18 protein-coding genes and 1 pseudogene are annotated in these 24055 nt (G+C 56.6%); 5 read left to right on the forward strand and 14 right to left on the reverse strand.

The annotated features are described in order from the left end of the window. Positions 1-194: 194 nt before the first annotated feature. The 3 genes and pseudogenes from AC1Q9M_RS16160 to AC1Q9M_RS16170 all read right to left on the reverse strand — a co-directional run bounded on the left by AC1Q9M_RS16160 (position 195) and on the right by AC1Q9M_RS16170 (position 2978). On the reverse strand, positions 195-2138 hold the full coding sequence (locus tag AC1Q9M_RS16160; RefSeq protein WP_492434744.1) for a methyltransferase domain-containing protein: 1944 nt from the start codon (positions 2136-2138) through the stop codon (positions 195-197). Positions 2139-2198: 60 nt separating this feature from the next. Further along, positions 2199-2267: pseudogene (locus AC1Q9M_RS16165) on the reverse strand (SEC-C metal-binding domain-containing protein); the annotation flags it as partial. Positions 2268-2303: 36 nt separating this feature from the next. After that, positions 2304-2978, reverse strand: coding sequence for a YkgJ family cysteine cluster protein (locus tag AC1Q9M_RS16170; RefSeq protein ID WP_492434602.1), 675 nt, complete (start codon positions 2976-2978; stop codon positions 2304-2306). Positions 2979-3535: 557 nt separating this feature from the next. On the opposite strand from AC1Q9M_RS16170, the gene AC1Q9M_RS16175 reads away from it, so the two are divergent. Then, positions 3536-4288 (forward strand): TorF family putative porin, encoded by a 753-nt coding sequence (locus AC1Q9M_RS16175; RefSeq protein WP_382160179.1) that lies wholly within the window; start codon positions 3536-3538, stop codon positions 4286-4288. Positions 4289-4447: 159 nt separating this feature from the next. Here the strand turns inward: AC1Q9M_RS16175 and AC1Q9M_RS16180 are convergent, their stop codons facing one another. After that, complete coding sequence (locus AC1Q9M_RS16180) at positions 4448-5503, reverse strand: porin (RefSeq protein WP_492434603.1); 1056 nt, start codon at positions 5501-5503, stop codon at positions 4448-4450. Between the two features lie 333 nt (positions 5504-5836). On the opposite strand from AC1Q9M_RS16180, the gene AC1Q9M_RS16185 reads away from it, so the two are divergent. After that, entirely contained in the window at positions 5837-8311 is a 2475-nt protein-coding gene (locus AC1Q9M_RS16185; RefSeq protein WP_492434604.1) for a heavy metal translocating P-type ATPase, read from the forward strand. 103 nt (positions 8312-8414) lie between these two features. Here the strand turns inward: AC1Q9M_RS16185 and AC1Q9M_RS16190 are convergent, their stop codons facing one another. The 4 genes from AC1Q9M_RS16190 to AC1Q9M_RS16205 all read right to left on the reverse strand — a co-directional run bounded on the left by AC1Q9M_RS16190 (position 8415) and on the right by AC1Q9M_RS16205 (position 12284). After that, positions 8415-8759: a CzcE family metal-binding protein gene (locus AC1Q9M_RS16190; RefSeq protein ID WP_159597256.1), complete on the reverse strand. Its 345-nt coding sequence runs from the start codon at positions 8757-8759 to the stop codon at positions 8415-8417. A gap of 223 nt (positions 8760-8982) precedes the next feature. Further along, on the reverse strand, positions 8983-10317 hold the full coding sequence (locus AC1Q9M_RS16195) for a heavy metal sensor histidine kinase (RefSeq protein ID WP_492434605.1): 1335 nt from the start codon (positions 10315-10317) through the stop codon (positions 8983-8985). Further along, positions 10314-11000 (reverse strand): heavy metal response regulator transcription factor, encoded by a 687-nt coding sequence (locus tag AC1Q9M_RS16200; RefSeq protein WP_492434606.1) that lies wholly within the window; start codon positions 10998-11000, stop codon positions 10314-10316. Before AC1Q9M_RS16200 ends, AC1Q9M_RS16195 begins: the two co-directional genes overlap by 4 nt. Before the next feature lie 294 nt (positions 11001-11294). Next, positions 11295-12284: a porin gene (locus tag AC1Q9M_RS16205; protein ID WP_492434607.1), complete on the reverse strand. Its 990-nt coding sequence runs from the start codon at positions 12282-12284 to the stop codon at positions 11295-11297. A gap of 615 nt (positions 12285-12899) precedes the next feature. Here AC1Q9M_RS16205 and AC1Q9M_RS16210 point away from each other — a divergent pair. Next, positions 12900-14252, forward strand: a complete 1353-nt coding sequence (locus AC1Q9M_RS16210; RefSeq protein ID WP_492434608.1) for a tetratricopeptide repeat protein — start codon at positions 12900-12902, stop codon at positions 14250-14252. Between the two features lie 127 nt (positions 14253-14379). Then, positions 14380-14664: a CopK family periplasmic copper-binding protein gene (locus AC1Q9M_RS16215; RefSeq protein WP_492434609.1), complete on the forward strand. Its 285-nt coding sequence runs from the start codon at positions 14380-14382 to the stop codon at positions 14662-14664. A gap of 11 nt (positions 14665-14675) precedes the next feature. On the opposite strand, the gene AC1Q9M_RS16220 is transcribed toward AC1Q9M_RS16215, so the two are convergent. The 5 genes from AC1Q9M_RS16220 to AC1Q9M_RS16240 form a co-directional block, all read right to left on the reverse strand. Then, positions 14676-16049: a heavy metal sensor histidine kinase gene (locus tag AC1Q9M_RS16220; RefSeq protein ID WP_492434610.1), complete on the reverse strand. Its 1374-nt coding sequence runs from the start codon at positions 16047-16049 to the stop codon at positions 14676-14678. 15 nt (positions 16050-16064) lie between these two features. After that, on the reverse strand, positions 16065-16745 hold the full coding sequence (locus tag AC1Q9M_RS16225) for a heavy metal response regulator transcription factor (protein WP_444687897.1): 681 nt from the start codon (positions 16743-16745) through the stop codon (positions 16065-16067). Between the two features lie 318 nt (positions 16746-17063). Then, positions 17064-17594 (reverse strand): CzcE family metal-binding protein, encoded by a 531-nt coding sequence (locus AC1Q9M_RS16230; RefSeq protein ID WP_492434611.1) that lies wholly within the window; start codon positions 17592-17594, stop codon positions 17064-17066. A 58-nt stretch (positions 17595-17652) separates the two neighbouring features. Further along, the gene (locus AC1Q9M_RS16235; RefSeq protein WP_492434612.1) at positions 17653-18687 is read right to left on the reverse strand and encodes a porin; all 1035 of its coding nucleotides are present in this window, start codon (positions 18685-18687) and stop codon (positions 17653-17655) included. Between the two features lie 564 nt (positions 18688-19251). Further along, the gene (locus tag AC1Q9M_RS16240) at positions 19252-21135 is read right to left on the reverse strand and encodes an LTA synthase family protein (protein WP_492434613.1); all 1884 of its coding nucleotides are present in this window, start codon (positions 21133-21135) and stop codon (positions 19252-19254) included. A 713-nt stretch (positions 21136-21848) separates the two neighbouring features. Between AC1Q9M_RS16240 and AC1Q9M_RS16245 the strand changes: the two genes are divergently transcribed. Continuing rightward, a complete protein-coding gene (locus tag AC1Q9M_RS16245; protein WP_492434614.1) occupies positions 21849-23396 on the forward strand; it encodes a tetratricopeptide repeat protein in 1548 nt (515 codons plus the stop codon). Positions 23397-23675: 279 nt separating this feature from the next. Here the strand turns inward: AC1Q9M_RS16245 and AC1Q9M_RS16250 are convergent, their stop codons facing one another. Next, positions 23676-24053 (reverse strand): ubiquitination-like system serine protease family protein, encoded by a 378-nt coding sequence (locus AC1Q9M_RS16250; protein ID WP_492434615.1) that lies wholly within the window; start codon positions 24051-24053, stop codon positions 23676-23678. Positions 24054-24055 lie beyond the last annotated feature (2 nt).

Consider the following 24055-nt stretch of genomic DNA (forward strand, 5'->3'; position numbering starts at 1 on the left):
ATGTGAGCAGACCTTCGATCTTCCCCTGACGGCCTTGCTAGCTGCTAGCTATTGCTCTTTTTGAGCAGTGGCAACTGGCTCATGCGCTGATTCTCTAGTGGCTTGCAAGCTACTCAAAGATTGGATGTCGAGTGCAGCAAAGCTCACACGACCGCAGTCGCGGCGGATTGACCGAGTACCCATGGTCCACCCAGTTATGCGCGTCGCTTCTGCACCCAGAATTGATACATCCCAACAAAGGTTTGGGGATTTTCTGTTTCGAATTGGTGCCACATTCCCAAGTCGTGAACAGAGTCATCATCAGGAAACCGTGCTTGGAATTTTCGAAGTACCTCTGGCTCAACATGCATGCCTACGAGGTCGAGCGACAGCTCATTCAGCAGCGCATCTATAGCGAGTAAGTTTGTGCGGTGCTCTTGCGTATGGAATAGCAAGTCGCGGCATGCACTCAAGCCGTAGAAGTCGCCGAACGCGGTGAGGTGACTCAGTGCCTCCGGACAATCTGCCCCCATGATTGCCGCGCGACATTCTCGAATACCTTGTGCAGTAGCGAGATAGCCATGATGAGCAATGAATTGCCGCGCGGCGACTACTGGAGCGCGCGCTGCTTCGCTGTACAGGCCGAGCAACATGAGTCCGCCTGGACGTAGCATTTGGAGTAGTGCTCGCCATCCCGCCGCTGGGTCAGACAAATGATGAAGCACACCTACGGCCTCGATGAGGTCGAAGCGTCGGTTGAGCGACGATAGCTGCAGAATGTCGGCTTGGGCGTACTCGACGTTGCATTGACCGAGCTCATGAGACTTGCGCATCGCATAGGCGAGGCTGCTCGCACTTAAGTCAATCGCAAGAACTCGCGAGTCTCTATATGCGCTTGCGCTCTCAGTTGAGTGACGACCGCTTCCGCATCCCGCAATAAGAACGTCGACAGTACCGATTCTGCTCATTGGTTGAAAACGCGCGTGCGGAATCTGCATGCGCAGCCGGTCTTCCAACGTGAGTGGGGCGGGAAACAAAGAGGAGCGGACCCAGCGCGGGTAAGGGTTCTCTTCGTACTGTTGCTGAACCTTGCTCGACGAGTCTTGGTCTATCGCTGTCATTTTTGGAAGGACCGAGCGCCAATTGAACTCCTGCCTCACTTCATCAATTTGCTGACGCATCACCGAACGCAGCGAATCAGACCAGGAATGTTCCCTCAGAGCGCCTACAAATGGCAGATTGCACAGAGGTAGATAGCTAGCAAGCGCGAGCATGACTTGTGGCAACGGCACTCGACCCGATTCGATAGCGAGACTCGCATGCTTCAGTAGCTCTTCGACCTTCTCGCTTTCTTCTGGGTGCACGAGCCAAGAGTATTCGTTCACAAAGCACTGCTGTGCTAGGGCGGAACGCAAGCTCAGCAGCTCATCATCTTCCACATCGAACCTCAGAGCGTCATCCAGAAGCATCTCGCGGACCGCTGTCAACAAGCGCTCGAGCTCGACATCGCAAATCGTCGCGTTCTCAAGCAACGCAAGAAGAAGTCTGTTTTCGCACCAGTCGGCAAGCAATCTCTCTCGCCCAACTCCTTTCGCCAATGCTTCTTCGAATCCTGCTTCGCACTTTAGGAAGGCGATGGCGGCGGGCGCGAGCTCTTCAGGCCGGCGCCAGGCTTCAGCGATTGCGCGCGTGAGCAGGGGGCGCAAGTGGCTCACGCCTGGCGAGACGCGGAGGCGCTGCAAGCACTCGGCGAGGCCAATCTTCACTTCTGTCGCCTCACGAATGGCCAGTGCCTCCTGGTAGCTGGACAAGGCCTGAAGCGGCTGACCCAAGCGGTTAAGCACAACGCCCAGGTTGCAATGTGCTTCGACGAATCCAGGCGCAGAGGCGATTGCTTGGCGGTAGTGCGATACAGCCTGCTCATGCTGGGCTTGCCTCATATGAATAAGCCCGAGGTAGTAGTGCGCTTCAGGAAACTGCGGGCGCGCCAGTGCAGCTTTCCGGAAGAGATCCAGAGCATCCCAGCAATTTCCGCTTTCACAAGCCAAGACGCCCAGCAAGTACAGCGCATCCGGCTGCGTCGCATCTGAACGAAGAACTGTTCGACACAGATTCGCCGCCTCGGTTGCTTGGCCCGACTCGAAGAAGCTCCATGCCACGTTAAGTGCATCGACTGGGCTGGTCGCTTCACCCGCCGCCAACGGGGTCGAACTACGCGTCATGCAGCAATGCTTGTACTTCTTCCCGCTGTAGCATGGACATGGTTCGTTACGCCCAACTGCGCTCACAGCTCCCCTCTACATAAGAAGACTGGCGTCATGAATTCAGTCGTCCGCAGCCATTAGCGGAAAGACAACCTCACCCTTGAACCAACGTTCCTCGCAGGTTGGGTCGGTAAGCGCCATGAGTAGCGCCTCGCTCAGCTCGTGGATGGAGAGGGGACTCTTGGCCTTTGAATAGGCCTCTCGAACGCCACTGACGAGCGCCAATGACTTCAGCGCCAACTCGCCGTCCTCTAGCGCGCTGACTCCTGGTCGCTTGCACTCCTCAACATCTAAGGACAGGTACTTCCTGCAAGTCGACGGTCTGTCTTCGTAGACGGAGCAACGGTCGTCATTCAGCAATGGGCAGTTCATCCAGTGCTGCGCTCTAGGGACTCCTTGTGACCTTTGAACATGAAGACGAAGCCGTTCAATCACAAGGTTTAGTTGGTCGCCTGGCAGCGCCCGCAGCCTTCGAGCCAGAACAAACACCTCGGGCGGGAAGACCTCAATGCGGAAGTTGCAGCAATGCGAGCACCCCGGTTTGCAGTCGAAGCGCACATCAGGTCGTGCCTGGACCCTTGTCACTAGTTCGTCTATCTGTCGATGCAGGTTGTGAATCGCATGGATGGCGAACGTCTTGTTTTTGTTTGCCGAAAGCATCTGGCGGTAAGTCTTCTGCTGCCTTTCGGCGATGGCTTTGACTTCGGCTTGACGCTCCTGGGAAAGAAACTCCACGGATAGTTGTCCTGGGAATGAGGGCGCGGCCTCTAACCGCATTCGAGAACAAAGCCATCGACCTGGCATCACAGTGGACATGGGCCGAGTGAACGTCTGCAGACTTGGCGGTCCGTCGGATCGCTACGCGGTTGCCAGCGGGAGCCGTCATCTGTTGGACTTAATTTAGAGAGCGCACCGACACAAACCGACATCCGAGCGATGACAAATGCGTCACTTTTTGCTTATGTGTCGGAAGAGCAAAGTCGCGTTCAGCCTAGCTCTGACCGGAGGAATCGGTTCGTGCCAGCAGTGGGCGCCCGGGTTGAACTGAGAAGCAGCCAAACATGCAATGGGGAGTTGCACGAGGGCAGTTGCTTTCAAGTTGCTGAATTGCGCTTGAAGCGCCAAATTCACTAGGGTTTCAATGAATGCCACGAAGTTTTCTCTTGGTGAAACGCTATGCCATAGCAAGCTGTCTACGTCGAGTCCCGTGCCCTCATTGCCTGCAATTGAGGGTGGGGGTCAAAAGCTCCGACTCGGCTTTTATCTGTTCATCACCACTTGAAAGCTCACTCATGAAAACAATCATCTCCCCCAAGACCCTGGCCGTCCTCACATTGGCAGCGCTTCCCATGCTCGCCAGCGCCCAACTGAGCGCGAACGTCAGTCTCGTCACCAACTACAAGACTCGCGGCCAAGACCAGGATGTGCGAGAAGGACAGCTGCGGCCTGCGCTGCAAGGCGGTTTCGACTACTCCCACGCAAGTGGCTTCTATGCTGGAAACTGGAACTCGACCGTCAACTTCCAGACGAGTGCTACGGGCCCGACCGCAAATCTGGAAAGCGATCTCTACGCTGGCTACATCTTTGCAACCGGCGAGCTCAGCTGGGACGCCGGTGTTCTGCGCTATCACTACACGGGCGCCAGCGCTGTAAACACAACTGAGCTGTACCTCGGTGTGGGTTGGGGTCCTCTGAGCGCCAAGTACTACCACACCGTATCTGACGACTACTTCAACGCTGCGGGCTCCGCGCTCGGGTCGGGTTTGAAAGGCAAAGGCACTGGGTATCTGAACGTGGCCTACGCTCAAGAGATCCATCCCAAGTGGACCTTGAAGGCATCGCTGGGCTACACCTCGTACAGCAGCGACATTACCCTGCCCAACTATGTCGACTACAGCGTTGGCGCTGTCTATGACCTTGGCGATGGTTTCTCAGTGTCAGGCGCCATGGTCGGTGCAACCAAGAAGAACTCATTCCTCGGAAAGGCAGATGGAAAATCTGTGAACGCAAACACGCTGGTCATGATGTTCACGAAGAAGATGTAACTTTCAGGAGTTGATTGCGCGTTAGTAGGCCGCAACCAAACCTTCACGGAATCCCCAACGAAAAAAGGCCCAAGAACCGCAAAGCTCTTGGGCCAATTCCACGGGGAGCACTTTATACGCCGCAGCACAGACACCACATCCGTGCTGCGGCTCTTTTTGTCAGAACGAGTGACGCACGCCGATGGAGTATCCGGTTGCGCTGTCGCCGGCGGCGATGCGCGGAGACGCCAGGGAAGACGAGGAGACTGCGAAGCCGCGATTCGCGTTGCTGTCGTTGCTCACTCGTGCGAGCAGGCCGTAGACCACAGTGCGCTTGGACAGCTTGTGGATGTAGCCGAGACCCAACTTCGAGGAATCGGCCTCGACCTGGTTGCGGGTGCTGAAGCGTGTATAGCCGACACGGAACTCACCCGCCTGTCCGACGGGGGCCGACGCGCCCAAGGTATACGCGTTGACACCGCGCCCGGCGCCACGTTCGGTCGCAATCAGCACCATCGGCTTCACGAATCCGAGGTCGTACGAAGCGCCCAAGTTGACCGCTTTGTAGGTCACTTCCTGGATAGCAGTGCCACCCTTCAACTGTGCATAGCCCAACGCGATGTCGAGCGGGTTCGATTGATATCCCACGCGTGCGGAGACGAAATTGCCTCGGCTGTTGTTCGGCTCGCTGCTGGCTCGCTCGCCGAAGCCGTATTGCACCTGGCCGTGGAAGCCACCCATCTTAGGCGTCAGATACGAGACGATATTGCTTGCGCGCTTGGAGTGGCTACCCTCTTGCGTGCCAGCGGCGACCGTTGCGTTGCCGAGCATGTTGTTAGCGCCGTTTCCAGCCACTCCAATGTCGCCGAACGGGTCAAAGGTCTCTACGTTCAGATAGGACGCGAGCTTGTCCCGGCCAAGTCGAACCTCGCCAAACCCGCCAATCAAGCCAACAGTGGAACGACGGTCAAAGCGAAATGTTGTACCGCCGTTGTCAACGGCAACGCTGCCTTCAAGCCAGAAGCTGGCCTTGAGACCTCCGCCGAGGTCTTCCAGTCCACGAAAACCCAGACGGCTGCTAGATTGTTCACCACTGGAGAGTCCCGTGACGCTCGCGCTGTCGCTGGACAGTCGTGTCACAGATGCGTCGACAACACCGAAGAGAGTGGTGCTGCTTTGCGCAGACGCCCCTGCTGTGGTCGCGAGAATCGAAAGGGCGATGAGAGAGTGTTTCATGTCGTCTATTGCTGTGCAGTTGAGTTGGACCGTGTTCCGATGCGACCTACATCGCAAGGACTCGGTGGAACGACAACCCAAGTCGGGCTGACACAAATGATTAGACCGACGCAATGTGACAAAACGAGGACGAAAACACCTCTGGCGAGCTCTGCACCATGGATAAAAATTATCTAACGTGAATGTGACGTGAACATGACTTTTGCGATATGTTTTCGGTGCGCGTGTCAGCCGTTCAAGAATCAGGCGTTCACGAGCTTCTTCGCACACCTTCTGCGAGCAAAGTTCAGCTCTTTTCTCTTCAACTCAGTCGTATAGAGCGACCATCACGTCATGTCTGAAAAGCTTCGCCTCGACCTCCCTGTTCTTCTGCCGAGCATTCCTGGCGAAGCAGATGCCTGCGTTGAGCGGCTGCAACAGTTGCTTCGCAATCGGCCAGGCGTTGACGAAGTGCATGTGCGGCCTGGCGCCGCAGAAAAGCCACCGCAGCTATGCATTCACTATGACCCCGACCAGCTTTCGTTAACGCGCATTCGTGAAGTTGCGAAAGCAGCAGGCGCAGAAATCTCTAGCCGCTTCGGCCACCTGCAGTGGCAACTTGACGGGGTTAACCATCAAAGGAAGGCCGGGTCCGTGGCCGACCGTCTGCAGAAGATGGAGGGGGTTCTTGAAGCTAACACCAATGCTTCAGGGCTCCTGCACATCGAGTTCGACCGCGAGAAGACTTCGGAAGAAGCAATACGTGCCGAACTCTCAAGCCTTGGAACGAATCCGCGCGAGGCGGAGGAAGACCATAGCGCGCATAGCCACGACCACGGTGACCACAAACATGCTTCCGGCGGCCACGAAGGGCACCAGCATGGTGGCGTGTTCGGCGCGAACAGCGAAATGATCTTTGCGCTGATCTGCGGAGCGCTGCTCGGTGCGGGAGCCGCCACGGAGAAGCTAATCACGGGCGCGCCATCCTGGCTTCCACTTGCTTGTTACGTCGCTGCGTACTTCTTTGGCGGCTTCTATACGTTGCGAGAAGCCATCGATAACCTTCGACGCAAGCGATTCGAGATTGACACCCTGATGTTGGTCGCAGCTGCCGGCGCAGCTGCTCTCGGGTCATGGGCAGAGGGCGCGCTTCTTCTGTTTCTGTTCAGCCTGGGCCATGCACTTGAAAGCTATGCCATGGGTCGGGCAAAGCGCGCCATTGAGGCACTGGCAGAACTAGCGCCAGACACGGCCACCGTTCGCCGCGATGGGCAGACATCTGAGATTGCGGTGGAAGAACTCGTGGTCGGTGACGTCGTTTTGGTGAGGCCAAATGAGCGCCTTTCCGCCGATGGATTTATTCTGGTTGGCACAACAAGCATCAACCAGGCGCCTGTCACTGGCGAGAGCATGCCTGTCGATAAGCGGCCGGTTGATGATGCGGCCCTCGCTCGCTCGAGACCCGATGCCATCGAAGCAGCCTCCCGCGTTTTCTCGGGCACCATCAACGGGGCACATGCCATCGAAATTGAGGTGACGCGACGCTCCACCGATTCGACCCTGGCCCGAGTGGTCAAGATGGTCAGCGAAGCAGAGACGCGCAAGTCTCCAACGCAGCGATTCACGGACCAGTTCGAACGCATTTTTGTGCCCGCTGTTCTGTTGCTGGCGTTCCTGCTCTTGTTCGCTTGGGTAGTCGTGGACGAGCCGTTCCGCGATAGCTTTTATCGCGCCATGGCGGTTCTTGTGGCTGCCAGCCCATGTGCCTTGGCCATTGCGACGCCCAGCGCTGTTCTTTCAGGTATTGCTCGCGCAGCACGAGGCGGCGTTCTGATAAAGGGTGGCGCTCCTCTTGAAGAGCTCGGCTCCCTCAACGCAATGGCATTTGACAAGACCGGCACACTGACGGAAGGCCGACCGCGAATCACCGACGTGGTGACAGCGGAAGGTGTCACCGAAACGGAACTGCTCGCTGTAGCGGTTGCAGTCGAGTCCTTGAGCGACCACCCGCTTGCTGCTGCGATAGCGAAGGATGGTCGTGAACGCTTGGGGCAGCAACCCATCCCAACCGCAAGCAATCTCGAAAACTTGATTGGACGCGGGGTGACTGCCACTGTGGACGGGGAGACCGTCTGGATTGGCAAGGCAGAACTCTTTGGAAGCGATGGCATCGCCCCCCTGGGTGCTTCGGCCGCGTCAGCCATTGAAAGTCTGCGTGAAGCAGGCCGCACCTCCATGGTTGTGCGCAAGGGTGAGCGAGATCTCGGCGCCATCGGACTTCTCGATACCCCACGCGAAGGCGCACGTGATGCACTGAAGCAGCTTCGAGAGCTCGGCATCACCCGCATGATTATGATTTCCGGGGACCACAAGAAGGTGGCAGAAGCAGTTGCCAGTGAGGTAGGTCTCGATGAGGCCTGGGGTGACTTAATGCCCGAGGACAAGGTCGAAGCGATTCGCAAGCTTCGCGAGGAAACGAAAGTGGCAATGGTGGGCGATGGCGTCAATGACGCGCCCGCTATGGCCAACGCGACCGTAGGCATCGCCATGGGTGCTGCAGGCTCAGATGTTGCACTGGAGACAGCCGACGTGGCGCTAATGGCCGACGACTTGAGAAACCTTCCTTTCGCCGTAGGTTTGAGCCGTCACACGCGTTCGGTGATTCGTCAGAACGTCTTCGTGAGTCTTGGCATTGTGGCGGTTTTGGTCCCCGCGACCATCATGGGTCTTGGCATTGGAGCAGCCGTTGCCGTTCATGAGGGTTCGACGCTCTTGGTCGTCTTTAACGCACTGCGCCTCCTGGCATACAAGGGCGGCGACAAGAAGTAAAACGGGCCACACACCATACGTGAGTAGCCCGTGTACTCCAGGAGCCTGTCGTGGCAATCCCCGTCCCGGCAGCGCGGATTCGCCCACTACGAGCGATGAAGGCTCAGCTGCGATACAGCGGATTACGACTCACGAACACTCGGAACTGCTTGTCGGAGAAGCCGGCTGGGGCAATCTTGGCAAGGTCCCAGGAACGCCCACCAACACCGTTGAACGTCCATGTGAACTGGTTGCCTCCATTGCCGCGAAAGACGACTGTCTCACCGTAGGAAACGTTCGCGTAGCTGGACGCACTCAGGTCGATGACACGTGCCGATGCCGTGGCAGGAGCGGGTTGGCCAATCAGCGCCTGCTCCTTGCTGGAAACGCCTGCAGCGGAGGCGCTGGCCAGGGTGGCTGCAATTGAGACTGCGAAGGCGGCTTGTCGGAAGGTATGGATTTTGGACATGTAGGACCTCATAGGTGATTTGGAAAGCCTCTCGTGTGAGGCAACAGCTGCCGTTTCGGCACTGAGAAGCACTGTATGAGTTGGTCCTCAACAACATGAAGTCATCAAAATGACAAATCAGTCATATTTGAAAGCTAGGCTGAAACGCGAGTGCGCAGTACAGGTTGCCGGGCAAACTCGCTCGTGAGATTGCCCACACCGATGTGGAAAATCGGTTGTCGACCTACTTAGCGAACCGCTTCAGACGGATGCCCACGCTGGTGACTCCGTGGCTCGATGCAGCCATGGTCGTGCCGCCATGCATACGCGCAATGGCCGCAACAATTGAGAGACCGAGGCCGTGATTCTTGCTAGCTCCGCTGCGTGATGCATCGGCTCGAAAGAACCGGTCAAACATCCTAGAGAGGGTCTGGGTGTCAACCGGGGCCCCGCGATTTTCGACAAGAACCGTCACCTGCTCAAAAGCATCGGGTTCAATCCTCACTACTATGCTCGAGCCCTTTGTGGCGTAGCGAGTGGCATTGCCCACCAGGTTAGAGAACGCGCGCTGCAACAGCTGCAGGTCGAACTCGCCATCAACGTCCCCCTTCACCTCAAGGGATAGTCCAGCATCATCGAGGGTAGCTTCGTGGTACTCGGCAACGCGCCGTACGACTGCTGCGAGGCTGGGAGTTGATGTGCGACGCGCAGCCGCCCCCCTATCTGCTTGCGAGAGAAACAGCATGTCGTGCACTATTCCAGCGATGCGCTGCAGATCCTCCAGATTCGAACCGAGCAACTCACGTATCTCTTCCAGGCTCTTGGATGAGTTCATCGCCAGTTCAGCACCGCTCATCAATGTAGTCAGCGGCGTCAACAACTCGTGGGCGACGTCAGCGTTGAAGCCCTCCATTTGTTCATAAGACTGGTCGAGTCGGGCCAACAAATCGTTGAATTGCGCAATCAACGGAGCGAGCTCGTCGGGCTGTCGCGAACCATCCAGTCGGATGTGCAGCGTCCCTGCTGTGAGCACTTTCACCTGTGCCGAGAGCTCGCGCAAAGGCCGCAATACAAGCCACACCAGGAGAAATCCGCCGAAGGAAATCAGCAGTACGCCTCCCACTGCTGCCCCAAAGAGAATCCAGGCGATGCGTCGCAACACCAGCGTATCGCCACCTACATCCAGCGACAACTCCGTGCGAAGCATTTGCTGACCAGGTGTCGGGGAGTCGAGGTTGAACTGAATCGTTCGTCGCTCATGCCTCGACGGTGGCAGCAGTTTTTGGTGAAAAATTGCTCCATCTGTCTGTGCGACAGAAAGCCCGAGTTGGGGATGGCCAACCATGAAATCGTCGAGCTCATGCTTGAGCTTGACTTCATTGCCGTTGCGCGCGGCCTCGGAGGCAAGATATGTCAGCAGCGCCCGCTTCTGGTCCAACTCATCAAGCTGCCGCGCCTTGAACGCGTAGTGTGTGGCTCCGTACACCGTTGCACACACGATTAGCAGCCCACCCAAGCTTTGCCACGCAAGCCAGGCCGACAGCCGTCGTCCTAGCGAATTTGCGCTATTCCGATTCATTCTTGTCGGGGTTCCAGGATGTAGCCAACGCCGCGAACCGTGTGAATCAACGGGCGGTCAAACGGCACATCCACTTTGGTGCGCAAGCGTCGGACCGCAGCGTCCACCACATTTGTGTTGCTGTCGAAGTTCATGTCCCACACTTGCGAGGCAATTTCGGTTCTCGAAAGTACTTGGCCCTGTCGTCGCAGGAGCAAGGAAAGAAGGCTGAACTCTTGCGATGTTAGGAGAATCTTTTGCCCTCGGCGAGACACCTTGCGACCGACCAGGTCAACCTCTAGGTCAGCCACACTAAGGACCGTGGGCTGCTCAGCTCCTGCTCCCGTCTGATCTCTTCTCAGCAACGCCTGAACCCGGGCAACGAGTTCGGAAAATGCAAACGGCTTGACCATGTAGTCATCTGCACCTGTGTTCAGGCCGCGCACTCGGTCTTCTACCTTTATTCTCGCAGTCAGCATCAAGACCCTCGTGCGCTTGCTTTGACGCAAGGCGGCCAACAAGCCAAGCCCGTCAATGCCGGGAAGCATGCCGTCTAGCACGATAAGGTCGTAGTCGGACTCCATTGCGAGATGCAAGCCATCGATGCCATTGTGCGCAAGGTCCACGACGAAACCAGCTTCCTGGAGACCCTTCCGAAGGTACTCCGCCAGTTTCACTTCATCCTCAATCACCAACAACTTCATGTGCCTCGAATCCCCAAAATGGTGGTCGTGGATGGCGCGCGCCTGCTGGTGCGACTTTAAATGCCGCACTTCGAGCGGCGCCCCAACCTGAAATGGTCAGGCCTTGTTGGGAAACGCCCTTGGGACTTCGCGCTACCGTCCAGGAAGGCGATGCTATTCACTTATGGAATCCCTCACGCAACGTGTGGCTGTGAGGCCAAAAGACACAAGGCCTCGCATCCCTTGAAGGAACGCGAGGCCTCTTTCTTCGAATGCTAACTCTCGGACAGCGAGGCTGCCGAAAGCAGGAGCAGCTTAGAAGTTGTGGCGAATACCCACTGCAACGGAGCTGAAATCAGCACCAGCGGTGCCAGTCATATAGGTCGCGTTGGTGCTGTTGTTCACGCGGGTGTAGTAACCGTAGACCTTCGTGCGCTTGCTCAGGTTGTAGTTGTAGCCCAGTGTGTATTGCGTAGCGTCGCTGTCGGCGATGTTCTCGTATTCGCCTGCGCGACCCACGTTCACGTGAAACTCAGAGGCACCAACGCTGTAGGCAGCAGCCAGACGCAGATTGTTGCGCGTTCCGGCTCCCGAAGCTAGCAGCTGGTTTGCGTCCTTGTTGCGCTGATAGTAGCCACCAACGGTAAATTGGCCAAAGGAATACAAAGCGCGCAAGGAGAACTGCTTGTTGCTGTCAATGGCACTGTAGCCTGCGCCAAGGTCCAGTGCGCCCATGGCGTAGTTGGCAGCAAAGTCATAGCCGTTCTTGCCACCGGTACCGGGTGCTTGCTCATGCAGCACAACAGAACCTTCCGCAGTGAACCCGCCGATGCTGGGGGTACGGTAGGCAATCTTGTTGCCGGTGCCTGGACCGCCGAACCACACCGGGTCGTAGTACAGGGCGTCAGACGAGGACCCCGTGTCGTGGTTGTGCATGCTGACATAGTCGGCAGACGCGAAGTACGAGGCAGGGAAGAAGTTGCCCAAGCGAACGGTACCAAATCCGCCCGACAGGTTCACTTCGCTGTGGCGACCGAAGAGCGCACCACTGCCAACGCCGGTGTCCGACTGGAAACCGCTTTCCAGCTGGAAGCCAGCAGTCAGACCGCCACCGAGATCCTCAACGCCCTTGAAACCAAAGCGCGAGTTGTTGTTGGCCATAACCGTGGTCTTCACGCCACCCACATCTTGGCGTTCCACCGTGGTGTTCACACGGCCGTACAGCGTCACGCTGCTTTGGGCAAAGGCGGCAGTGGTCCCGAGGAGGGCGAGCACAGCCAGTGCCGAACGATTCGTCTTGTTCATGAGATTTCCTTTACGCTGATAGCTCTATTCAGAGACTAGTTTGGGGGGACGAATCGCACCTCGTATGTTGGCCAAAATGTCACTGAAGACGAACAACCAAACATGATGGCTGTCTGACCAAGCACATGACGACGGTGCGTACCCGTGACTATGTTCACGTCTACGCGTCAACGCTCCCCCCGCATCTAGTTCTGGAAAATTCGCTAGTGATTTACCTTAAAACAGGCGAAATTCGTTGCTCTCGTCGTACGCACCAAGCCAGACCATCCTTCTGGCGTTGTGTTTTTCCGTCACTACGTACGGGAACTCCCGTTCATGAAAATAACAATTTTGTGACGACATCGTCATCAGAGCGAAAGCTCGTGGAAACCAGCAACTCGATAGATTCCCCGACAGGTTTCTATCGAAGTTCTGGAGAACATGCGACGTCAAGACGTTCAACTGCTGGCCCTTGCGAGACAAGGCGACTTGGATGCGCTATGCGAGGTTGGGCAACGCTACTTGCAGGGTATACAGGGCTTTCCACAGTACACCGACCTAGGTCTTAAATACCTATCCCACCCAGCACTTGCCACTTCGGAGCGCTCCGCCAGAATCATTGCGGAAAGCCTTTCGTTGAGCGACCTCGTCCGGCGCGACCTGGTCCCAGTACTGGTTTGCGCAGCAAATGCTGGTTCGTCAGCCGCTTGCCTCAAGCTGGGGGTATGGCGTGGTTTGACGCAACTGGACGATGAGCTTGCTCTTGAGCTATGGGAGAGAGCCGAAACCTTGGGTAGTGCGACAGCCTCAAACGCTCTAATTGCTTACAAGAACTCCGAGGAAAGCCGTCTCTTGTCGGCATTGAAAACTCTTGTCGAGGAGCCCGACGTGGCTGCCGAAGGCACTGTAGCGCACGCGCTCTCCGAGGCCACACAATCTGCAAACTCTGCACTCGTCATTCGACTGCTCAAGTTCGCAATTGCGCTGCCTTCGGAGCGAGGCTCAGAGCTGTGCGATGCCGTTTGCGGCGCCCTTGTCTTCCTGCAAAGCGTTCAGGTGTCTCTTCCCGAACTTGACAGTACGACGCTTCATTCCATCCTGGAGGACTGCGTGGGCCGAAGGAACGCCGAAGCAGCGCTGCTTTTGGGTCGCGCATTTTGCGGCATAGACACCGCATTTGCGTCCTCTGAAAGTCTTGTGCCCAGGCGAAATCTTCGAGGAGGTACCGCGCTACTACTTCGTGCGGCGGATGCAGGTTTGAGTGAGGCCTGGTTGCTGCTCTACCGAGTCCACTCCGATGGCCATGGCTCCGTGGCAAATCCTCAGGCAGCGCTTTTCTTTCTTGAGAAAGCTGCCGCCAGTGGCAACGCCAATGCTCAACGTCAGCTTGGCGCCATGATTCTCAAATCAGCTACTGGAATTGCAGAGCAGGAGCTGGGGCTTCACTGGATGTCGCAAGCTGCAGCCCAAGATGACGTCATTGCGAAAAGCCTTCTGCAGTCGTTCGTTCTTCCCGTGCAAGGAAGTGACGACGACGCTCTACATGTCATTGAGGAACTGGAGAAAATCGACCCTTGGGTCGCACATCGTTTGCGCGTCTCGAGGCATTTCGGATTGACCAAGGCTGAAGCAACGTGCGTAGACGTTGTGTCCGGCGTGCGGTCTTGGGGCCTTGTTGTTTCAAGCGGAGCTGCAGACCGCAACCAGCGAACAAGGTTTGGCCGCGCCATACCGGCGCTAAAGGGTCAGTTTGTCGACAGCTTACGAGAGTCCGCCGAGTTCTTCCGGCTCGCAGGTGAGGGCCCTGTGCTGTCCAATGCCGAGCAAAGACAGCGTTCGCAGAAGCTTCGATATCGACTTGACCGCAGCGGCGTCGATGAGTCCATGTTTTTCGCACAAGTCCCTACGTCGACTCTCACCTCACTGCGACAGGGACCCAGCTGGGCGCAAGGGGTACGACAAACTTTGCGAACCGCGATTGCCAACTGAACGCCCTGTCCTGACAAAAAAGTAATGCTCAGGCAGCGCTCTCGTCACGGCCAACTGGATAGCTTAGGGGGGTACGCAGGTACTCCGAAGCAATAGTGCTGTTCGGACAATCACAGAAGGAACACATATGAAAACGAAACTTGCCATCGCGGCTCTTGCTCTTGCCTCCACCTCTGTCTTCGCTGGGCACGCCGCCGTCGAAGCCGCCAAGGAAATCATCCCGCTGAAGGATGGAGGCAGTCTCTACATCTTCCCAGATGGAAAGATGGGCAAGGAGAGCCGGGTAGGTACCGCCGTGTATTTGAAGAAGGGCGAAGTTCTGGCGGCCGTAGATGGTCGCTCAATCCCTGTCACGAGCAACGAAGTGGCTCGCATGGACTATCTCCTGAACAAAGACCACAGCAACAACTGAATCGAGTTCACCTAGTGCGACGGGGACACCACCACCTTCTCAAATTCGAGGACAAAGGTGTTGGCCCCTGCTAGGGACTTCAGCTTGACTTGACCGTGGTGGGCTCTCATGATGGCTTTGGTGATAGCAAGGCCTAGGCCAAGACCTCCAGCATCTTTTACGCTCGGCGAAGAGAGTCGTACAAAGCGGTCAAACAGCGATGCTTGAGAGGCAACAGGAATCTCCTCTCCTCTGTTGGTAATCGCCAGACTGGCCTTACCTTCAGCTGTGTTGATGCTGATATCGATGGTGGATGCGGGCTGCGCATACTTCACAGCATTTGACAGAAGATTGCTGATTGCTCGACGAATCATCAGGCGGTCACCTTGCACTCGAGCAGAGCCCCTGACTGCAAAGTTCAGCGCCTTTTCGCTTGCAGTGACGTCATAGAAATCAACCAACGATTGAGACTCTACGTCGAGCTCGACGAGTTGGACCGATGGCAGAGCGTGCATGTTCTCCGTTCGCGCCAGGAAGAGCATGTCAGAGATGGTTCGCGCTTGGTCTTGCAGTTCTTCCGATATCGTCTCAATCGTGCTTCGATACTCGTCACTAGTGCGTGATTGAGCCAGTGTGACTTGGGCGACGGTCAGAAGGTTGCTGACTGGCGTTCGCATTTCATGCGCCAGATTTGCCGAGAACGCGCTCAGGCGGTCAAAGTCGCTTTGGAGGCGATCCAGCAAGCCATTCAGTGAGTTAGCAAGTTCGCGCATCTCCTTTGGCCAGCTCCGTGCCGATATGCGCTCCGATAGCCTATTGGCGTTTATTTGCTCGGCTCTTGCTCTCATCGTAATAAGCGGCTGTAGGCCGCCTCGGCTTGCTAGCCAGCCGAGCATGGTGCCCACTATTACCGCGAAGCACACATACCCCAGAGTCTTCATGGACAACGCGTCAAGAAAGTCTGTGTGCTGGCGCGTGTCTACTGCGGCAATCACGGAGAGCTTCTTTGAGACGTTCCCACCAAGACTGACCTCGAAGCGTTTGGCATGAAAGCTGTGGACTGTCCTTCGCCAGTCTTTGGTCTCCCCAGAGCCCGAAAGCTCTTCTGCCAGGCCGGTTGGCAACTGCAAATCTCGATGCTCAAACAAGTCCCCCGAGTCGCTGAGCACTTTGATGTAGAGGCCAGCATGCCCGGGCATGCTTGTCGCAAGCCAACTCCTCAGCTCATCTTCCGTCCGGCTGTTTCGCGCCGCTTCAGTTACGAGCTGGACTTTGCCCTGCAGGAGCAGTTCGTCCAACTCGTGAAATCGGCTGCTTGTCTCCCGAAAGACCAGCCATGAGAACCCGGCTAAGACAACCGCCAGCACGCAGGCGAACAGAATCGTCAATCGAGCGGTCAACGACATAGTTCTCAAACACTTTCAGGGCTCGGGTTCGTCAAGCACGTAGCCCATGCCACGCACTGTTCTAAGCAGCTTGGCGTCGAACGCGTCATCAATTTTTGACCGGAGCCGCCCCACTGCGACAACAATCACATTGCTCTCACTGTCAAAATTGATGTCCCACATCAGCGAGGCTATCAAGGTGCGTGGGAGAACTTCTCCTCGACGCCGCATGAACAGCTCGAGTAGTCCGAACTCTTTCGCTGTCAGGTCCAGGCGACGACCCGCCCTGCTGGCCCGTCTTCTCACGAGGTCAAGCTGAAGATCGGCCACTTGGAGCGTTGTTGACTCCTGCGACTGGGTACCTCTGCGCAGCACCGTCTTTATGCGTGCCAGAAGCTCGGAGAACGAGAACGGCTTGATAAGGTAGTCATCTGCTCCCAACTCAAGGCCTTTGACGCGGTCTTCAATACTGTCCCTTGCCGTAAGGTATAGAACCGGCAGATGAGGCTTCTTTCTCCGCAATGAGCGAAGCACCGACCATCCGTCAATTCCAGGCAAATTCACATCCAGCAGCACCAGGTCGTAGTCGCCCTCCGTAGCCTCGTGCAATCCGTCGACACCATCCCGCATCAGCTCGGTGTAGTACCCCGCCTCTCTCAGACCTTGCTTGAGGTACTCGCCCGTATGGGCTTCGTCTTCCACGATAAGAATTTTCATACGGCGACCGTCTCCAAGGGCCGGCAGTTTGGCACGTGAAGTTCTTCAATCTGGAATGTGACGAACATGTAATTCGGCTGACAGAGGGCTGTTGCACTCCGGGGTTAAACGGCGTCCTTTCGACAGGGAGTCGGGCCCGGACCCGCAAGGCGATGCGCTTTTGGGCGATAAATCGCCTGCTAGGGTCCAAGTCCAGAGCGGAGCCTGTGGAAGGCGGTGATTGGTCGCTCATGCAACCTTCACCGCCACCCCATCTCACTGTGGTGCGAACATGAGCCGGAGCTATTGGCCCACCAGCCAGGCACTGATTGCCCCCAATCAACGGCGATACATCGGACTCTTGGTCACGTAAGCACGATAGTCTTTGCTCGTGAAGCCGGCAGGAGCGAACTGGGCAAGATCCCAGGAGCGACCATCCAGACCGTTGAAGGTCCACGAAAATTTCTTGCCGCCTGAGCCCACAAAAGAGACCGTTTCCCCATACTTGACGTTGGCGTACTTGGTTGCTTCAACGTCCACGATTCTCGAGCCAGCATCCGTGCTGGCCGACTGGCCTTGGACCGACTGACCATTGCGGAACGTTTCAGCTGCAGACACTGCACCCAGAGTGCTGGTGAATGCGACTGCGATTGCTGCGATACGGAGTGTTGAACGTGCTTTCATTTGGAACCTCAATAATGAATGGAACTGACCCTTGAGCTGGGCAGGGTTGCCCTCAAGAACCGACATCAACTTTAAAAATGAGGCTCCTACAAGATTGAGATTGAAGAATGACAAATCCGTCATGTTGCTCAGGAGAAAAGCTAGCTCATCGCTACGCGCACACGAAAAAGCACGCAGACGTGCCATACCGACCAATCCGCGTGCGAGAAGAAACCGAGGTCACCCCGAGAACCGGGGTATCTTCTTAGAAGGTGTGGCGCAGACCCACTTCGAAGCCGGAGGAGTTTTCACCTCCCAGCATGCCGGCAGGAGGCGTTCCGAGGACAGAACTACGGGCAGCGCCGTCGTTGCTGATGCGGCTATACGTGGTGTAGAGTGCCGTACGCTTCGACAGGTCATGCACGTAGCCGATTGCCAGACGACTGCTGTCGTCACCGTCTGCATAGCCAGAACCCACTGGACCACCAGAACGATTGGCGCGCGTGTAGCCAACGCGGATAGTGCCGGTGGCAACAGGAACGCTGGCGCCGATGGAGATGTCCTGCGTCTTGCGATCACCCCAGGTCTTCACGTCATACAGCGTGTGCAACGTCGCAAAGCCAAACATGTAGTTGAACTTGACGTTGTAGTGTTTGAAGTCAGAAGGCGTTCCAACATCTGTGACGCCGTATGCCACACCAACGTCCATCGCCGAGTTCTTGTAGCCGAGACCACCACCCGTATAGCGGTTACCCAGAATTCCTTCGCTTGGGGCGACCTGAATCTGGCCATACACGCCACCCATGGCGGGCAGCAGGTAACTGATTGCATTGTCCGCGCGGAGAACCGTGCTGGCCACGCTGCCCAGGTTCGAGCCTGCTCCATAGAGGAAGATGCCGCGTGAGCCAATACCCACGATTCCAAACTCGTCGCCCAGACCGTTGATGAAAGTGGGGGTGTAGTCGCGACCGAGTCGGACTTCACCGAAGCCGCCGCTCAGGCTCACCGTCGAACGACGGCCGAAAAACTTGGCTGGGTCCGCTGTACCAGTGTCCACGGCAATCTGTGATTCGAGGTGGAAGCTGGCTTTGAGGCCACCCCCGAGGTCTTCCACGCCTCGCAGACCCCAGCGACTGGTCATGTTGTCGCCAGAAGCGAGTTGAGTTAGCGATCCGGCAGAGCCGTTCTTCACCGAGCGCACCGCAGCGTCGACAACGCCAAACAGCGTCACCGAGGATTGTGCGCTTGCGACGGTGGACACGGCTGCCAGCGCAGCGAGCGTCAGCATTTTTCTGTTCATATTGATTGCTCCTAGTTTGGGTTTGGTACGCACCTCCAACTGTTCTCGACACGGTCATGGACTGCATGAAAACTTGGTGCGATACGTAGGCTATGGGTACAACAAGGAATGAAGCAGGTCGGCATCGAGTTGCAGAAACAATCGCAAGTGATTTCTCCTACAGGAGGCGCCATCTGTATGCTGGCGTCCACGGGCTCGCCGCACTCGCGCTCATCACAGCCACGAAATCTATGGACGGGAGTGCAGCGCTCTAGCCATAAAAAGATGTCAAGGCGGCACACGTTCTTGAGGCGGAGAGTTCTGTTGAAGACCGGAGCAATCAGGTGTGCGCAGCTCAAGCTGAAGGCTCGCGTCTGAAAGAGAAGCGCCTTAGGCATCGCATCGGAGAACAGGCGCGAACTCCGAAGGAGAGCAATGGGCCGATGCGCCCGAGGGGCTTCACGTGGTACTACTGATAGTCAAGTCAGTCGATGAGTGGCGACGAGTGCGCCATACCGTGCTTTTCGAACGACGCTTGATTCGCCCCGCAGATTCAGCATATCCGCGAGACGTCTCCACCTCGACTCAGCGATGCCATTGAAGTTGATATGCCCATTGGGCGTATCGAGCATGCGCTTGTGCGGTCTCCACCAGTCCTGGGTCGCCTTCCGGCAAATCCCTCAACACCCCTTTGGCGTAGCGCATGACCCTGGCCGGGCGGTCAGGCTGCAACACTGCCAGGCGGTCGCCCTCCATGTATGCCTGAATCTTGTCGAACTGCAGAATGGCTCGACCCACTCGCGCGCGTTGAGCTGGGTCACTCATATCCCGGCCCATCCAGGGACTCTCCCCGCTCAGACCCATCAACGACACCAGGGTAGGTGCAAGGTCTATCTGACTTGCGATGGACGCGATGCGTTCCGGCGAGCGAATCGCGCCTCCAAGAATGAGACCTGGGATGTGGAAGCGTTCGACCGGTATCACGGACGGTCCATACACTCTCGAGTTGTGGTCAGCCACCACGAGGAAGAGTGTGTTTTTCCAGTACTCAGACGACTTGGCCTTCTCGAAGAAGCGTCCAAGTGCATGGTCCGCATACTTCACAGCGTTGTTGACCGTGCTTCTTGGTTGCTCATACAAGTCGAAGTTGCCGTCCGGAAACTCGAATGGCGAGTGATTTGAGGAGGTGAGCACCAGACCGAAGAATGGCTTGTCCTTAGGCTGCTGAGTGAATTGCTGGTGAGCGAGTTCGAACAGGTCACCATCGGATGCGCCCCAAGTACCTATAAATGCGCTCTTCGGCATGTCCTTTTGCTCTACTACACGGTCAAAGCCGTTGCCCATGAAGTAGCTTCGCATATTGTCAAAATGGGACTCGCCACCGTAGAAGAACGTCGACGTGTAGCCATGCGGCTTCAAGAATCCGGCGAGGGTAAAGAAGTCACGTTGGGACTTTGCCAACTTCACGGTGCTTACCGCAGCCGTCGGTGGGAAGCCAGCCACCACTGCTTCAATCCCCCGCACTGAGCGAGTTCCTGTTGCGTAAAGGTTTTCAAACCAAATGCCCTCATCCGCTAGGCGGTCAAGGTTGGGAGTGAGGGGAAGACCTCCAAGCCGCCCTACGAACTCGGCACCGAGGCTCTCCTCCAGGATAAGCACGAGGTTTAGTGGCCGCGCTCGCGGCTGCAAGCTCGCTATCTGATGGCGCAACGGCACCGAAGGATCTCGAAATGCAGTCGAGGGAAGGCCTGTTTCACGGCGAACGATTTCTACGACCTTTGACTCGGGAATCTCCGCGTACGTGATGCCACCTTCTTCAGCCTTTCTTGACTGATAAATTGCATAGCCGACTGTGTAAAGGGAGCTCAGTGGAAGCTCGTTGACCAGGTGGTCGGTCGTCACTGCAGCACTCGCCGGGTTGGCCGCTCGGTGGCCGAGGGCTCCCCGAGCGCTTACCGCCAACACCGCAAAGAGCAAGACCGAGAGCAACGGCGCTTGCCATAGACGCAGCTGAGCGGAGGCACGTACGGGTTTGCTCATCCGCCAGTAGGCCAATGCCAGAAGGGGGAGAAGGACTGCGGTGAAAAGCAGATGTGGCCAATAGTCCTTTAACAGCGTGCCACCCACTTCCTTTCCATAGCCGAGGTACTCGACAAAAAGGTAGTTGGGGCGGCTGTCGTACTGACCAATGAAGGCTGGTGTGGCCAGCTCCATGAAAGCCACCATCAGCACTGCCACTCCGCCGTAGCAGCGCAGAAAGGTCGACCACCAAAGACGGCTGCCACGATACAGCGCCATCCAAGGTGTTGCAGCTGCGGGAAACACCCAAATCATGCCAACAAGAACCAGGTCGAATCGGAGACCCTCAAGCAGGAGTTGCCCCCACGCGTCAGCCTCCGAAATACGACTCGCCTGCCAGAAAGACATGGCGAAACGGGACACCCACAACAAAGCCAGCATGCATGCCATGGGAATGAGCAACGGTCGTAACACGACCATGAGGCTTTGCAAAGTTGAATGTGCTTCCAACTCGCGATGACTCGTCAGAGCGCTCCCTAGCCGGCGGCTAGAAGCGGCACTTGTCTTCAATTTAGATTGAGATTTCTTCGAATTCCAAAGCGGCATGCTGGCCTCATCGCATAGTCGAACTCTGCGACGCCCTCAAGCTCAACACCTTCCTCCGTAGCCAAGGAAGCATTAATAAGGTGGTTGATAAGAAGGTCGTGTTCGCAAGGGGGGGCGACGTAGAGCAAACGGCCAATCACGGCGAGTCATCTCGCGCAAGGCAAGTCCGTTCTTTAGCGGACGTGGTACATCCTGGCGTCTCCGCTCGAAGGTGCGCAACGTCGCGAGAGGAATCTACTGAGGGACAAGTTTCTAGATGCTTGCGTCTTGGTTAAAACGAAGTCACCTTGTCGTTAGAAATCTTCACCTGCATATCACGGTAGTCAGCGTCACAAGAATCTCGACAGAGATCTTGACGACGTCAAGGTATGAGCTGCAGCGGGACATTGATGCTCAGACCAACACGACGCGCGTCACGTAACAGCCTCGTGACGCATGCGTAATGAGCACGCCACGGTTTGGAAACCACCTCGCAGATAAATTTTCCCGTGAATGGTCAAGAGTGTCCGCAATGGTGCGACATGAGAAAGCGAGACCATCTAACTTCACGGGAAAGAATGCGACGACAAGACGTACAGCTGCTTGCACTTGCGAGACAAGGCGACCGCGATGCTCTTTGCGAACTAGGGCAACGTTACTTGCTGGGTAGTGAAGGGTTCTCGAAGTACATCGACCTCGGACTCAAGTACCTCTCGCATCCCTCGTTGGCGAACTCTGAGGTGTCGGCAAAAATCATCGCTGACGCACTGCCGCTCAGCGAACTGGTCCGACGAGGTCTCATGATGGTTTTGACATCAGCGGCGAACGGTGACTCTGCATCGGCTCGTCTAAAGCTGGGTTTCTGGCGCGCGTTGATGTACAGGGATGTGGTTTCTGTTCACCGGCTCTGGGCTCAAGCTAGCGCAGGCGGTTGCGTACATTCAAGGACGGCAATAACGGCGCTATCGAGCGGCCAAGAGGACTCCATGAGAGTCGCCATGTCCGCTCTGGCCTCACTTCCTGAGATTGACGCGAGTGGGACGCTGACTCAAGCACTGTCGTCAGCCGTGAACAGTGGTGACCTTGAGATTGCAGTTCGCGTCATGGGTTACGCGGTAGCGATGGACGTCGAGCAGACCCCGGAACTGTGTGACGCCATGTGCGCAGCGCTGGTCACAACCCAGAGCCACCGCATGGCGCTACCGCAGATGGACAGTGCCCGGCTTCAGTCGATGCTCGAGGACTGTGTGAAACGTGGAAACTCATCGGCAGCCTTTGTCCTGGGTCGTGCCCTATGCGGCATTGATTCGGTGTTTGCGTGGTCTGCCAGTTTGACTCCAAAGCGGAACGTACGTGGCGGAACAGCCCTTCTGTTTCGCGCTGCAGACGCTGGGATTGAGGAGGCGTGGTTGCTCCTCTATCGGGTACACGCGTATGGTCAGGGGTCTGTGGCCAATCCACAAGCTGCCAGATTTTTCCTGGAGAAGGCTGCTTCAAGTGGAGACCCATGCGCACAGCGTCAACTTGGAGCCTCGATACTGAAGTCAGCGCTGGACATCGATGCGTTCGAGGCTGGCATGCATTGGATGACGCTGGCAGCGTATCAAGGTGATGCGATTGCCAGGAATCTTTTGGGCACGTTCGTGCTTCCAGTTCGCGGAGAGAGGAAGAGAGCTTTCGAGGCGATAGACACAATCGCTCGTCTGGATCCCGGTGTAGCTCATCGTCTCCGCATTGCAAGAGACTTTGGACTCACTCGAACAGAGGCCATATGCGTTGACATTGTCTCTGGCTCGAGACCATGGGGATTCGTTGTCTCTAAGGATGCTGCTGATGAGAGACTCCGCTCTCGATTCAGTCGCGCGATTCCCGCTCTTGAAACTAGGTTCTTAGACCATGTGCGCGAGGCTACTGAGTTTTTTAGACACACGGGTGAAATCGGCTCGGTCACACGGAGTGACCGACGACTGAGAGAACACAGGCTCAAGTACGTCCTTGAACTGTGCGACTTTGACGAGTCACTTTTCTTCGCACAGGTTCCGACCGCCACTATCGCAGCACTTCGTCAAGGTGCGAGTTGGGCGCACAGCGTTAAGAAAACACTGCGCACTGCATTGGCCAACTAGGTGGCGTGGACCCTGTTGGGCATCGTTCGCACACCGAAATTTCAGATTGGCGCAGATGCTTGTCGTAACAAGGTGGACGGTTTGAAATCTGTTCCGGAGGGCCGGCTTGGAGCAGGAGAATGCTTGTTGCGTCGAGCTCCCTCGTGTGACTACTAAACAGGCGCCCAGACTACAGATAAAAAGGGCTTCTTGAGGGATTCCGTTGAGAGTGAGATTGGTCGAATCAAGAGAAAGGGAGCTTAAGAGTAAGCTTGAAGCCCTTCGGGAGACCAACTCATGTTAGTGGTGCCGTGTGGAAGGCTTGCACCAGATCACCCGACCGTGCCGCACGAAATAATGTGAGCAGCATCCCTGCTTCAGGAAGACTGACGGGGTTAGAGAAGGTAGTCCATTTGGCTCGACGCTTAAGCTCCATCGTGGGGACGCTTCTTTCACCAATAGCAACTCAACAACTCGTGAACAGCCGCAGGGACAGCGCATACCCACGGACCAGTTTTCGACACCGTCGCGTGTTAGAACCAAGTCGCGCTTTGGCATTCTCGTAGGTAGCGAATCACTCTCGACGATTACCAGCCTCCTCGCAGGTCCGTACGTCTCCCTAAGTCTCCAGAGAGCTCGAACAAACTCCTGCCGAAGTCCACTTAGGTTCAGCTTCATTC

The sequence above is a fragment of the Hydrogenophaga sp. GW823-FHT04C09 genome (assembly GCF_058796355.1).